This window comes from Maribacter luteocoastalis, assembly GCF_048890225.1.
Taxonomy (GTDB): domain Bacteria; phylum Bacteroidota; class Bacteroidia; order Flavobacteriales; family Flavobacteriaceae; genus Maribacter; species Maribacter luteocoastalis.
This window is the reverse complement of the sequence record NZ_JBMFZG010000003.1, coordinates 440,244-454,831: the sequence shown is the minus strand read 5'-3', so window position 1 is coordinate 454,831 and position 14,588 is coordinate 440,244. Positions and strand designations below refer to the sequence as shown.

Here is a 14,588-nt window from a genome sequence, read left to right as displayed (position 1 = left end):
GAACTAAAAAGTAATAAAATTACTATCTATAGAATTGCTTCCTTACCCCTTACACCTGTACTAAGGCGTATGGCTTCCTCCACATGATAAATAAATATTTTACCGTCACCTACCTGATTTTCCGATGCGTTTTCCTTGATAACGGAAATACATTTTTCTAAGTGTTCATCACTTACTACGCACATAATCATTACTCTTGTTTGTAAAATCATGGACTGTTCAGTACCGCGATAACGTTCGCTATAGCTTTTCTGAAGTCCAGTTCCCTTAACCGGCACAACGGTAATACATGGTATATCGGCTTCCTTTAGACCTCGTTGAACATCTTTTAATTTAGAGGGACGTATTATGGCTTCAACTTTTTTCATGTTGTTGTTTTTATTTTTTTAGCTATTAGTTATTCAAAAGATGTGTAAGCCTCAACACCAAAGGTCACTGCATCTATTCCAGCATTTTCTTCAGATCTATTGACTCGGATACCTATGGTTTTCTTTAATAGGATCATCAATATAAAAGTAACTACAAAAGAAAAGATAGCTATTGTCAAAACACCAATGGTTTGGGTAAGCAACAAGCTTGTTCCCCCACCAAAAAACAGACCACCTTCTTCTGCAAAAAGCCCAACTGCAATAGTTCCAAAAAGTCCATTTACCCCATGTACGGCAATAGCTCCTACCGGATCATCTATCTTTATTTTGTCAATATAAATAACAGCGAGATCAACAAGGACACCAGCAATCAAACCAATAATTATGGCAGATCCTGGCGATACTATATTGCATCCAGCGGTAACTGCCACTAACCCTGCCAAGACACCATTTATTGTCATGGTAATATCAATTTGGCCATATCTAAAATACGTGTAGAACATGGTAGAGGCTCCACCTGCTGCCGAGGCCAAAAAAGTATTGGTAGCAATAGTACCTATAAGTTCCCAGTTACCTACAGCACCAAGCGTAGAACCTGGATTAAATGCGAACCAACCAAACCACAATATAAACCCTCCAACAGCTGCCAAAGGTAAATTATGGCCAGGAATTGCAATGGGATTCCCATTTGTATCGTACTTGCCTAATCGGGGACCTAAAACCATGGCAGCTGCCAATGCGGCAAAACCACCCATGGCATGCACGGCAGCCGAACCGGCAAAATCATTGAACCCCCTTAAAGCCAACCAACCATTAGGATTCCACACCCAATTGGCTGCCATTGGATACATTATTGCACAGAACACTACAACAAAAAGCGCATAGGTCCATACCTTCATCCGTTCTGCTACCGCTCCCGAAACAATGGATATGGCAGCAATAGCGAAGCCAAGTTGGATAAACCAAAATAATTGATTTGAAACCGTTAGGTCTAATCCCAAGTCATGTTCAAGGATTCCCATATCAAAGGCAAACCAACCATTAGAAGTACCATAGGCAATACCAAAGCCAATGGTATAAAAGGCTAGACCTCCAAAAACAATATCGATAATAACTTTTGCTATGATGCTCATGGCATTTTTTGATCGTACAAAACCGGCCTCAAGTAAAGCAAAACCACCTTCCATAAGAAAAATGATGGCTGCACATATAGACACCCAAACGGTATCAATGGCAGAAATAAGTTCAGTTTGTTCTAGGGCTGTAGCCGCGACTTCATTCATAAACTAAGTGAGTTAAGTTGGTTGATTACTTTATGATTTTTTCATAAAGGCCAACAATATAGGAAAAGTGCAAACTTGAATACCTAAAATTTAGAAATCATAACATTTTTCCTAATTTTTATGAAGACCCAAAGCCATTAACTATGCTTAGCTACGAAAGTAAATACGATATCTAGGGATATCATATCACCCAAACCGTTTCTTTGTTAACTTAAAAGTAAAATTTAGGTAGTATGTTATAGACTACAATGTGTAGAAGTTAAATTACTTTCAAGTAATAAATAAAGCTAACAAGTTCCACAACCATAAGTTATTATAGCGGTGAATGTATTTGAATAATTATAATCAACAAATCAAATAGAACTCTATTACCAATACTTATCGGCAAGAATTAAATAAGTTTCAAACCCCATAGTTACCTTAGCTAGAATCAGTTCCAAGAACATACTAACAGACACTAGATTACACAATATAGCTTGCCATTTAGTTATAGGCAAAAAGCAATCCAATTTCCAGACTTATTTTAATCAGCCAAGTACATTTGTAGGTTTGGTTACTCCGAAAAACTGCGTTTTGTAATGGAGATATTACCACTACTATCTTCAAGTACAATTTTGACCCATATGGTTTGGCCTGAAATCAGGCCAAGCTCTGTGATAACGAATAATACCAAAATTAACTCATAAATACGCTGTTAAATTTTAAATCACACAGAGGGTATTTAAGGGATTGTCCATAAACCATCTTTTGTTTACTTTTGGTGTATACCAACTCAATTTAAGGGTACGGCATGTATCCCTACTAACTTATTTATCAATATGAAACAAAATCAGAATGGATTTAGAACACATGTTTTTACGATTCTAACAGTCACCTTAGGTTCCTTTTTAACGCTTAATTCCTGTAATGAAAAGCCAGTGGCTGATCTTACCCCGCCAGAAGAAAACAGATTCACCACCACCGTACTAACCGAGCCTGGAGAGCTGGACGAACCCATGGCATTTACCTTTTTGAACAATACCGAATTATTGTTTGTGGAAAGAAAGGGAGGTGTAAAATCCTTCAATTCGGATACCAGAATTGTTAAAACGGTGGGCAATGTACCCGTGAACATTTTTTATACTAACAAAGAGGGGCAAACCCGTGCAGCCGAGGAAGGCTTAATGGGTATTGCCGCACATCCAGACTTCACCAACAATCACTGGGTTTTTATGCTTTATGCAGATCCTGATGAACCTAAACATGTTTTAGGCCGATGGGAATATAAAGATGGTAAGCTAGTAGATGAATCCAAAAAGATTGTATTGGAGTATCCCGCACAACGCGAGGTATGTTGCCATACCGGCGGCGGAATGGTATTTGACAAGAATGGCAACTTATTTGTAACCATAGGAAACAATACCGCCAATCCACCACAAGGCACTTCCAATTTGGATGAACGCCCCGGCCATGAATCCTCGGATGATCAGCGTACCGCCGGAAACTCGAATGACCTACGTGGGTCCATCATACGTATTCATCCGGAAGCTGATGGCAGCTATACCATTCCAAAAGGCAATCTATTTCCTGAAGGAACCCCCAAAACTCGTCCTGAGATTTATACCATGGGCCATAGAAATCCTTGGAGGGTTTCTATAGACAATGAGACAGGGTTCATCTATTGGGGTGAGGTGGGACCAGATGCCTCAGAAGACCTAGATCAAGGCCCACGTGGCTATGATGAATTTAACCAGGCCAAAGGCCCAGGATTTTTTGGTTGGCCTTATTTTATTGGCGACAATAAACCATATGCCGATTATGACTACGCGACCGATTCCATTTATGGATATTTTGATGTTGAAAAACCTATAAATACTTCTCCGAACAATACCGGGATTACCGATTTACCTCCTCCACAAAAGGCTTTCTTTTGGTATCCTTATGCCAATTCAGAAGAGTTTCCACAATTGGGTAGTGCCGGTCGTAGTGCTACGGGAGGACCGGTATTTCGCCAAGCCGATTTTTCCGAATCGGACCAACGTTTCCCTGCTTATTTTGAAGGAAAATGGTTAATGACAGAATTTATGCGCGGCTGGATTATGTCCGTCACCATGGATGGGAATGGAGACTACGTTTCCATGGAACCGTTCTTGCCAAAAGAAAATTTTTCAAGTGCCATAGATATGCAATTCAGCCCCAGTGGTGACCTATATATTTTGGAATATGGTTCTGCTTGGTTCCGTGGCAACGAGAATGCCCAAATCAAAAGGATCCAATATAATGGAGGGAATAGAATACCCATTATTATGGCCAGTGCCGATAAGAAGGCAGGTGCTGTACCCCTTTCCGTTAAACTATCCTCGGATGGGACCATGGACTACGATAATGATGAGCTAACTTATGAATGGACGGTATCGTCAGCTAATGGTTTTTCTAAAAATCTAAAAGGAGCTAACCCAGAAATTACACTGGATGATGCAGGAATCTATACCGTAAACCTTCTGGTGAACGATAGTGAAGGTAACAGTAACCAACAACAGTTTAAGATAACTGCTGGAAATGAGCCTCCCATTGTTGATTTACAGATTTTGGAAGGGAACCAGAGTTTCTTTTTCCCAGACAGTAAATTAACCTATAAGATAAATGTCTCTGATAAAGAGGATGGGGCTATAAGTGATGGTGGAATCAAGGAAGAAGAAGTAGCTGTAAATTTTGACTATGCCCCAGAAGGTTTTGACCCAATCGAAATTGCACAGAACCATGTAAGCACGGACGAGTGGATAACCTTATCCAAAGGAAGGGCAATGATAGACGAAAGTGATTGTCTTTCTTGCCATCGTGTAGATATCCGTTCCATAGGCCCAAGCTATATGGAAGTAGCCGAGAAATACAAAAATAATTTAAAAGGACAACGAGAGATTGCACAGCGTATAATTAACGGTAGTGTAGGTATTTGGGGTGAACATGCCATGAGTGCGCATCCAGATCTTAGCGAGCAGGATGCCGCCCTTATTGTAGATTACATTATAGGCTTGATTGAACCCAAACAGGAAATAGAAAAAATACCGCTTTCCGGTAATTATACCACTTCTGTTCCAAAAAAGGAAAATGGGAAGGGGAGCTATTTGCTACGAGCAGCATACACTGATAAAGGCTCTTCTAATAGTAAGTCCTTAACGAGTGAAAAAATTATAGCACTACGAAATCCTGTAATTTCATCGGAGGAATATGATGAAGCGGAAGGGATTAAACTATTGATTACCCCAAGTAGATCTTTAAAAATAAATACTGATGGGGGATGGTTGGCTTATCACAATATTGACCTAACTGGTATTGCAGAAATAACGATCAATGCTGAGGCTTCTACAAGAACCCAGGATATTGGTGGAATTATTGAAGTGCATCTAGATTCACCTGATGGTCCTTTAGTGGCTTCCACGGAAAAAATAGCACCGTTAGAAATCGACTTTAGGCAGGAATTGCAACGCATGCGAAAAGAATGGGAAGCTTCGGGTAAAAAAGGCCCAGAACCTGGTTTTAGGGATGTAATGGCACTTTCGAAACAAAACCTTTCAATAGATGTAAAAGACATTACCGGTTTTAACAATATTTACTTAGTAGTTAAAAATCCTGAAACAAAGCAGGGACAGATGTTGTTGCAAATAAACCATTTAGAGTTTAAAAAGGGAACAACTATGCTGTAATTTACAATGGCATTGTCTGAATCAGTAACAAAAAGCAAACCTTAAGGTTTGCTTTTTTGTTTTAAAATAGCTTCCATAGTTCAACAATCCAAACCCATTTGGCAATAGCTCAACTTACTTTTAAACATAACATAGAATATTATTGTCTCAAAATGAGACTTTAACTTTTTAAAACCATTGTTTATTTGAATAAATGTTTATTTTGCGCTATAATTTTTGATGAAAATCATGAGTTTTATAATGTATGATTTCAATATTTCGATTTTTTAACAAGATTACCGAAGTATCCCGATATGGTAAGTATATATAAAATTAAAGGGTTACCTATTTTAAACATACCCTTTATCTATTAATCAAACCTAATTAAAAGCAAAACTATGTGTTTATCCAATTTTTATTTCAAAAGTATGCCTAGTCTCTTGTTCAAGACAATGGTAATTCTACTAACGCTACCTTTAGCCATTAATGCCCAAGAAGTTGGGCAAACCGAACGTTTGGTCTCTCCTGAATTGGAAGCCGACAATACGGTTGTATTTCGTATTAAGGCACCAAAGGCCGAAAAGGTAACACTTACTGGCAATTGGATGCCTATGGTTCCAAATGGAGATCAAGGTATGATCAGGCAAACGGTGGAACTTGCTAAGGATGATATAGGTGTGTGGACAACCACAGTTGGTCCTTTGGCACCTGAACTTTATGGGTATACCTTTTTGGTAGATGGTGTTACCACCTTGGACCCTTCTAATTTAAAAGTAGCACGTGATGGTGTTTTTAGGACCGAAAGTTTACTTTATGTTCCAGGTGAGGCATCAGACCTCTATTGGGCCAAAACCGGACCAAAGGGTAGTGTACACCAAATTTGGTATGATTCACCCAATCTAGAATTAACGCGCCGTATGTTTGTATATACCCCTCCAGGATATCATGAATCCACTGAAGATTATCCTGTGTTGTATTTACTTCATGGTGGTGGTGGTGATGAGGAAGCATGGCCCACCCTAGGTGCGGCACAAACAATCATGGACAACCTCATTAATAGTGGAAAGGCCGAACCCATGATCGTGGTAATGACCAATGGAAACCCTTCACAGGCTTCCGCCTTAACCATAAGCCCTAAGTTACCAAATGTAGAACAGTCAGGAAGAGGCATGGCCAGTATGTTGTTTGAAAAAAGTCTGGTCAATGACGTTATACCATATATTGAGAAGAATTTTAAGGTAAAAGCCAATAAGGATAACCGTGCCTTAACCGGTCTAAGCATGGGAGGACTGCAAACCATGAACACCTCTTTCGCATACCCAGATTTGTTTAATTATATTGGAGTGATGAGCATGGGATTTGCCGATTTAAGTCGATTTGGAATTGAAGTGGACCATTCAAAACGTGCACAACAGATTCTAGCCCTTAAGGAAGCTAATCCAAAATTGTATTGGATTGCCTGTGGAAAAGATGATTTTCTTTATGAAAGTGTAGTAACCATGCGCGAGGAATTGGACAATCAGGATTTTGAATATACTTATCGTGAAAGTACCGGAGGACACACATGGACAAATTGGAGAATATACCTATCGGAGTTTGCCCCCATGTTATTTAAATAATTATGAATCCATCCATGAAAGAATCATGCTACTTCTTATCCATGATTTTTCTGGCACTTTATCAATAAAAATCTATTTAAAAAAAAATTAAAATAGAAATCACCAACTGTAACGCTAAACAATTAAAATGAAACCTTTAACCAACAACCCTATTTTAAAAACATTTTTAGTACTACTAATTCTTATTATGAATACCGGAATTAGCTCGGCACAGGAATCTAAGAAAAGGCTTCCCATTATAGATGTACATGTACATGCCATGAAAGCCAACCCAAATTTTGCCTCAGAAATGTGTCCGTGGTTTTTAAAGGATATGCCAGGGAGTGGACCCAATCAAGAAGCGCCTTCATTTATAAATACCAACTGTGTGGCCCCCTTAAAGCCGGCTAAGTCTGATAAAGAAATGCAGGAAGCTATCTTAAGGGCAAATAAGGAATTGAATATTACCATGGTGGTAAGTGGTGATGCGGATGTTATTCATAAATGGCATAGCGCGGCTCCCAACCACATTATTCCATCGTTGGGAATAAGTAACCCTGAACAGATGACGGTTGCTGCCTTTAAAGATTCCCTTTCTAACGGATTCTACAAAGTAATGGGCGAAGTGGCACCACAATACCAAGGTATGTCCCCAAGTGATATGTCATTGGATGCCTATTTTGGTGTTGCGGAAGAGCTTGGGATTCCAGTTGGTATTCATATGGGAACAGGTGGTAACGGAATGGCCAATATTAGCTCTCCTAAATATAGGGCATCATTGGGGCAACCTTTTTTATTGGAAGATATGCTGGCCAGACATCCCAAATTAAAAATATGGGTGATGCATGCAGGCTACCCAATGGTAGATCAAATGATAGCCTTAATGGGCGCGAATGCGTATGTATATGTTGACTTGGCAGGATTTATCTGGAGCTATCCTCTAGAAGAAATACATGCCTATCTAAAGCGTTTGGTCCAAGCAGGATTCGCCAAAAGAATATTATATGGCACCGATCTAATGGTTTGGCCAGAATTATTGGAAACTTCTATTGGGGTGATTGAAAATGCAAATTATCTTTCAGAGGAGCAAAAACGGGATATCCTTTTCAATAATGCCGTACGCTTTTTGAACTTGGATGCTTCAAAATTTGAATGAACCCTGTACCAGTTAACGAAAAGACCTACATCTAAAGACTATTATAGTCATTTTGTACGATCTAAATAGCGATTCCTAAATGTTGTGTTGGGGTGTTTTTTACTTCAAAACGGTAAACTTATTTTATTGTGTTTAACTGTAAAGAATTAAAAACACCCCAATTAAAATGCCAAAAAGGGGTACTAGCTTTTTACGCTTATTTTGTTCTTTGAACAGTAAGCCGCCAACCACCACAGCAATGAGAATCTGACTTCTTTTAATCGCGGATAAAAGCATTATCAAAGCTTCAGGGTCTTGTAGCGCCTTAAAATAAAAATAGTCGGCAGTCTGCAACAAAATACCAACCATAGGAATGGTCCAACGCCATTTAAATGAGGTACTTATGGCTTTGTTGCCCGCATAGTTAATAACAACTATCACACCAATAATTAGCATGGTATATGTACAAAACCAAAACTGCAATGTAGGTGGGTTTAAATGAAGTTGTTGAATTAAAAACTTATCATATAGGCCACTAGAGGCTCCTAAAAATGTGGCGGCGATGATGGCATAGATCCATTTGTTGCTTTTAAAGTGTATGCCTTCCCTTTTACCGATTTTGGAATATAAAAAGACCGAGAAAATGATTAGGAAAAAACCTATCCACTGCCAAAAATTAGGTCGTTCTTGATAAATTAGGATAGCTCCTATAAATGTGAAAAAGGGTCCTGCAGAACGGATTGGCGTTACAATGGTAATGGGCAAATGTTTTAAAGCTTGGTATGCCAAAACCCATGATGAAGCCATAAAAAGGGACTTGATCAAGATAAACCAATGCATTTTTAAAGGAATATCCGATACAAATAAATCTATCTCCAGTAATTTTTCAGGCAAATAGATAGAGCCCAAATATAGTGGCAATAACAGTAGAAAGCCAGCTGTAATAGTACCTAAAAGTACCGTAAAAGCCTCATTATTTTGTACAGCATGCTTTTTACATAAATTGTGTAATCCCAAAAATAAGGCGGCCAATAAACCCAAATACATCCACATGAACGCGAAGATACTTTATTGGCGTCTTTTGTTAAACATATTCAATTTAAGATAGGTCCCTATTTAGAATATTTTCTAATAAAAATATATGGTTCGTTTCTTATTTTGGTTCAAGTATAGTAGGGGAAGTTATTTAGATATATTAGTAGTCCAAAGTGAGTACCACTTAAATTTAGCATTTATAATAAATTGAAAATAAGTCAATTAATAGCTTGGATGTCGGAAAAATGGCGCCATCTTTGCGAATTAATACATATTATAAATTTAATTACATTACAATGAGTAAAGGAACAGTAAAATTTTTCAATGACACAAAAGGATTTGGTTTTATAACTGAAGAAGGAGTTGAAAAAGATCACTTTGTACACGTATCCGGATTAGTTGACGAAATTCGCGAAGGCGATGAAGTTGAATTCGATTTACAGGAAGGCAACAAAGGATTAAACGCAGTAAACGTAAAGGTTATCTAATACATATACTTTCCAGTTTAAACAAAACCCCATCACTAGTGATGGGGTTTTGTGTTTTTAGATTGGCAGTATTAATTACTGTTTAACGATTCTTGCGCCTTCCATAAAAAAGTTTTGCAAGCTTTTTACTTTTGGGTGAAGGGCATCGGCATACACTACATATTGACATTTTTTTATACTCTCTGCAGTAGTGGTTAAGGACGTGAAGGTATTTTGTTGTATTAAAAATTTGGCATCATCCACGCTACATATTTTAAGTGCAGCGACACTTACTCCATTGGTGAGAAATAATTTTTGGATGGTTTTTGGTGTGGTAATCAAGATATCGATGCCCAAATAAATTTCAGATTTTTGAACATCTATATGTAGTTCATCATAACTGGCATAAACGCGTAGCGAAGTGTATTTGGTAAACTTCAAAAAAGCGTCGTAAAGCGCAAGTACCTCATCTTTATTTTCAACAATTACCATGGCGCGTGGCGCATTCCCCTCTGCCTTACACTTTAATTTTTGTAAAGTTGTAATAATCAACGTCGTAGTTTTTCCACTATCTTTTGGTGCGATACAGAACACATTGGCCCCACTTTTAATGACTGGAATACTAGAGGTTTGAAATGGGGTAGGGGTTTCTATATGAAGTCGCTCTAGGGCCTCCAATATATCAACATGTAATTTTTTAAATACCATAATTTATCAAAAATCTAAATTTCAAGACATTCATCCAAACAAGATTGCAAAGGTAAAGGTATATGGTCTTGACAACACTATAAATAAATTGACATCTAGGATGTTTGATAAAATGTTTCTATTTCCAGCAATATATAAATACCGATTTTTCCATTACCATCCTTATTAACAAAAGGCCTTCCAACAGTTTGGTATAGGCAAAAATACGATGTACAACCTTTTAAAAAACAACCCATTACACACTATACCTTAGATTGCCTCGTTATAACAGGACTTAAATCTTGGCTTATGAAACCATTTAAATTACTTTTTATTTTTATTGTTCTATCCCCTTTAATGCATTTTGCCCAAATGGATGTTAAATGGAACAAAAATTTACCTAATGATATCTTGTGGCAAGAAGTCACCGCACTAGGTAATCTTATAGTAAACACAAAAGAGGGCCTTATAGGCTTAGATCCAGAAACTGGAACTAATGTTTGGAGCTATCGCGCCTTTGGAAATCTGGATAGGGCCGCTTTTGAAGAACTTCCCAATAGTCCTTTTTTTACCATTACTACCAACAATACCCTACACATGATAGATCAGTTTAGTGGTAAGGAAGTTTTCAATTCCGAGAATGCCGGGTTACAATCCATTGCTAGTTATTACTTATTGTATAATACCAATGCTATAGTTGTTGCAGGTACCGATCAAAATGGTGAGCCTTTAATGGTATCCGTAAACATGTCCGATGCCAAACAATCATGGTCCATGAACGAAAAATTTGGTCGTATCGTTGCTATAAATGAGCTGGGCAATCAAGAAGTATTGATTGTAACCTTATTCAATAATTATAAACTAAATGCAAATACCGGAACAATCATTTGGAAGAATGCCAATTCAAAAGAATCGGCCCAAATAGATGCTATGGGAAAGCTTGGCGCTTTGATGAAAAAGGCTGCGGAGAACCTAACAAAAGATCAAGACTTTCAACTACAATTTTATAAACCAGAGGAGGGAAATGTCTTTTATTTGGGCTCGCAACAAGAGAGCCAATCGGGCATGACCACCTCTTCCAGTGCAAACACCGTTAATTATACCAATAGCTATAATGCCTATAATATTTATGATGGGAGCCTGGTATGGGATAAAGAATTGGTTGCCAATGGTGCTTTAGGCCATTTAAGTTTTTTAACTGCCGGACTACTGGTATTGCCCGATGACGGCAATAGAACTAAAATTAACCTTTTTGATTACCAAACACGTGAAGGCCTATGGGGCAAAAAAGGCCGTGGTCTTACCATTAAGGGTGGTGTTTATGATTATTTGGATTCTGGAAATGGCATTCTACTAGTGTCCCGTACCGAAAATAAAGATTTCCTTAATTTTTTAGACCCAGTTGCCGGAGCGATTACTTTTGACAAGCCGGTAAAGGTAGATGGTACCGTAGTCGGAATCGTTCCCCTTGATAAGGCTATCTTATATATTACTACAGAGTCGATGAATATTCTAGATCCGACTACAGGCACCTTAAAATGGAATAAAAGTATACAGACCAGTCCAGAACTTACGGCTGAACATAATGGTAAAATATACGCTTATGATCAAAAGGAGGGTCTTGTTAAAGTTATAGATATGGCTTCAGAGACCGTTAACGATCTTTCTTCTGTAGCCTTATCGTTTCAAGGAAAGGAAAGTCCTAAACGTATTGAAATCATACAAGACGGTATTTTTATATATTCAGATCAAAATGTAGCCAAGTATGGCTTTGACGGTGCTTTACAATTTCAACAGTATTATGAAGCCCCTAAGGACTCGGGCTGGAAAAGGGCTTTATTATATGCTACCTCAATAAGGGCAGCATATGTAGGTGCTTCATCCTATTACATATCCGGTGCCCTTGCTGCTGCACAAAATGATATTCGCCAAGAAAATGCTGTGGCCGGTGAGCTTGTTAACGAAATAAGCGATGCCTATGGTGATTTGGGCAATACCGCTTCAAGTTATGCCGTAAATGCCTTCAAGCAGGCAAACGCTAGAAAAAAAGCTACCAAAATAGGCAGGGATTTTATGTTTGTTATGTCTAAAAAAGAGAAGGATATCGTTCTTTTAAAAGTGAGTAAGATAACCGGAAATGTTGAAGGGGAAATTAATTTGGGAAAAGATCGCGAACCCATTTATGCCTTAGATGATATTACAGGCCAAGTTTATTACCGTAAAACGGATAAAGAATTGACGTCTTACCAAGCCCGTTAGATGCAATTTAGTTAAAGATGTTAAAGCCATGATTTTGTTATCATGGCTTTTCTTTTTCCACGATAAGCCTTAAACCCCCGATAGCTTTCAATAAAAACTTACCCGTCAAAATAGTATATATTTGAGTGGTCAAATTTGCAAGAACAATTTTTTACAACATTTAAAAAAGTAGCGGAATAAATCACTATGCTAACGTATAGAAAAGAAGAATACCACTAAAAATAGATTTCTTATAAAAAATGAATGGCATACTACTAAAGGTATTTTGCACACAAAGGAGGTTTTGGCCCTATTTAACACTTGTAATCAGCATATGCACGATTATTTTTGGATGTAGGTCCGCAAAAAACGGCAACGCGACAGTTTACCAACCTTTGGCAGATCAAAAATTAGATAGCTCCAAAGACCATGATTACACTACAAAAGCTATAGATGCTGATGATCACCTCGAAATTAACATCAAGGGAACAAGCTTAGATCTACCATATCATGATTCAATCGGAACATTGACCGGAATAGATGTAGTAAAGATAAAAAGTGACACTGCTGAGCGTGAAGAACTGCGTCAAGATCTTGATATTTTCGGATATTCAGAGACTAATAGAGAAGTGGCCAACAAGATTATAGAAAATTATCTGAACAGCACCAAAAAGCAGCCTGGGGGACATTGCCTTGCCGTTAGTAGAACACGATTTGAAAAAGCCTATGAGGGTGTCCACGGTCATTCCGTATATGAAGATCTCCCTGACAGTATGGCTACCGCATTTTATACCCCAAGTGAGGTATTCCATAATTTATATGTGTCTGCCCAAGGCACACACGAGGGTTGGCGTAGTCTTCCTTTAAAATACCGAGGCAAGGGCAATGCTGGCGCAATAGCCTATGCTGGTATGGGTACGTTGGTAGATTGGTTTGGCATTTGGAGTGGCGAACTATTGCCCGGTGCCCTTATGCAAGTTTGGAAACGAAGTAAGGATTACGAACTGGTGGTTAAGGGTGTAAACAAAAAAGATTTTGACCCTTTTGGGCATTCCTTTATTTTCTTGGGCTATGTACATAATGACAAAAACGAAATTATTGGTATTCGAATTGCAGACCAAGGGTATCAGAGCTATCGCCCACTATTACCTAGTGATTACGAAGTATGGTGGGCGGTGAACCTTACCATCTAACTTCTGTCCTTTACAATAAAATAGGTAAAGTTTAACAGTATTGGCAAAATGCATCTTCTAAACTTACGTTTGTTTTATTAAGCCTTATGGGTAATTAATAAAAATTCAATATGATATTTTTTTCCTTGTTACTACTGTTCGGATTAGAGAACGAGGTACCGTTCCCAATAGAATCACCTACAGAAAACAACTTCAAGAATGTGAGGGATGTAATGTTGGTGACTAATTTCCATCCAGAACCGTCCATTGAACACCTACTCATCAAAACCGAAAAGAATCTGGATACCGTTTCCTATTCAGATACCAAAGCTAGTATTGGACTACTTAGAAAGCGTTTGGGCGAAGAACATCGACAAGGCCAAATTTCTATAGACAGTATAAAGTCAGCTTTTACGAATCATTTGGTCAATAGGATTATTCCACATTGGTATGGTACTCCATGGAGTTTTGGTGGTCATACCGCCATACCCAACCAGGGTGAGATTGCCTGTGGATATTTTATATCGACCACCTTGCGCGATATGGGCATTAAACTGAATCGGTATAAGTTGGCTCAAAAATCACCCCTTGACGAGGCCAAGGCGATTAGCTGTGGATCACCTATTTATAGCATTATACAAGAAAGTCCAGAAAAAGCAATTGCCGAAATTGATAACCTGACGAAGGAAGGACTTCATTTTATAGGTTTTGACACCGGGCATGTAGGCTTTCTTCTTAAACAGAAAGGCGAACTGTTTTTAATACACTCCAACTATTTTTCACCAGTATCCGTTTGTATTGAACGTATTGAAGAATCTAGGGCGTTTAAAAGTTTTTCAAAATTCCATCTGGTTGATATTTCCAACAACGATATCCTAATACAACGATGGCTAGATAATGGCATTGTGCTGTAATAAAGGAAATAGTCATGTTTACATTAACT

The 14,588-nt window shown here is 38.2% G+C and carries 11 protein-coding genes; 7 read left to right on the top strand and 4 right to left on the bottom strand.

Annotated features, from left to right (window positions below; all coding sequences use genetic code 11):
* Nucleotides 1-26: 26 nt before the first annotated feature.
* Together ACOCEA_RS09240 and ACOCEA_RS09235 are read right to left on the bottom strand one after the other, a co-directional pair.
* Nucleotides 27-368 carry a P-II family nitrogen regulator gene (locus tag ACOCEA_RS09240; protein WP_420755944.1) on the bottom strand — a complete coding sequence of 114 codons (342 nt, stop codon included), beginning with the start codon at nucleotides 366-368 and terminating at the stop codon, nucleotides 27-29.
* Nucleotides 369-397: 29 nt separating this feature from the next.
* Complete coding sequence (locus tag ACOCEA_RS09235; protein WP_420755943.1) at nucleotides 398-1,651, bottom strand: ammonium transporter; 1,254 nt, start codon at nucleotides 1,649-1,651, stop codon at nucleotides 398-400.
* Between the two features lie 818 nt (nucleotides 1,652-2,469).
* Between ACOCEA_RS09235 and ACOCEA_RS09230 the strand changes: the two genes are divergently transcribed.
* The 3 genes from ACOCEA_RS09230 to ACOCEA_RS09220 all read left to right on the top strand — a co-directional run bounded on the left by ACOCEA_RS09230 (nucleotide 2,470) and on the right by ACOCEA_RS09220 (nucleotide 8,067).
* A complete protein-coding gene (locus tag ACOCEA_RS09230; protein WP_420755942.1) occupies nucleotides 2,470-5,334 on the top strand; it encodes a PQQ-dependent sugar dehydrogenase in 2,865 nt (954 codons plus the stop codon).
* Nucleotides 5,335-5,711: 377 nt separating this feature from the next.
* A complete protein-coding gene (locus tag ACOCEA_RS09225; protein WP_420755941.1) occupies nucleotides 5,712-6,932 on the top strand; it encodes an alpha/beta hydrolase-fold protein in 1,221 nt (406 codons plus the stop codon).
* 127 nt (nucleotides 6,933-7,059) lie between these two features.
* Entirely contained in the window at nucleotides 7,060-8,067 is a 1,008-nt protein-coding gene (locus ACOCEA_RS09220) for an amidohydrolase family protein (protein WP_420755940.1), read from the top strand.
* Nucleotides 8,068-8,199: 132 nt separating this feature from the next.
* Here ACOCEA_RS09220 and ACOCEA_RS09215 read toward each other — a convergent pair whose 3' ends face one another.
* Entirely contained in the window at nucleotides 8,200-9,099 is a 900-nt protein-coding gene (locus tag ACOCEA_RS09215; protein WP_420755939.1) for an EamA family transporter, read from the bottom strand.
* 278 nt (nucleotides 9,100-9,377) lie between these two features.
* Between ACOCEA_RS09215 and ACOCEA_RS09210 the strand changes: the two genes are divergently transcribed.
* On the top strand, nucleotides 9,378-9,569 hold the full coding sequence (locus ACOCEA_RS09210; RefSeq protein ID WP_013995610.1) for a cold-shock protein: 192 nt from the start codon (nucleotides 9,378-9,380) through the stop codon (nucleotides 9,567-9,569).
* Between the two features lie 75 nt (nucleotides 9,570-9,644).
* On the opposite strand, the gene ACOCEA_RS09205 is transcribed toward ACOCEA_RS09210, so the two are convergent.
* Nucleotides 9,645-10,256 carry a DEAD/DEAH box helicase gene (locus ACOCEA_RS09205; protein ID WP_420755938.1) on the bottom strand — a complete coding sequence of 204 codons (612 nt, stop codon included), beginning with the start codon at nucleotides 10,254-10,256 and terminating at the stop codon, nucleotides 9,645-9,647.
* Between the two features lie 288 nt (nucleotides 10,257-10,544).
* Here ACOCEA_RS09205 and ACOCEA_RS09200 point away from each other — a divergent pair, with 288 nt between their 5' ends.
* The 3 genes from ACOCEA_RS09200 (at nucleotide 10,545) to ACOCEA_RS09190 (ending at nucleotide 14,559) form a co-directional block, all read left to right on the top strand.
* Entirely contained in the window at nucleotides 10,545-12,494 is a 1,950-nt protein-coding gene (locus ACOCEA_RS09200; protein ID WP_420755937.1) for a hypothetical protein, read from the top strand.
* A 239-nt stretch (nucleotides 12,495-12,733) separates the two neighbouring features.
* Nucleotides 12,734-13,666: a hypothetical protein gene (locus tag ACOCEA_RS09195; RefSeq protein ID WP_420755936.1), complete on the top strand. Its 933-nt coding sequence runs from the start codon at nucleotides 12,734-12,736 to the stop codon at nucleotides 13,664-13,666.
* 110 nt (nucleotides 13,667-13,776) lie between these two features.
* Complete coding sequence (locus ACOCEA_RS09190) at nucleotides 13,777-14,559, top strand: hypothetical protein (protein ID WP_420755935.1); 783 nt, start codon at nucleotides 13,777-13,779, stop codon at nucleotides 14,557-14,559.
* Nucleotides 14,560-14,588: the final 29 nt, after the last annotated feature.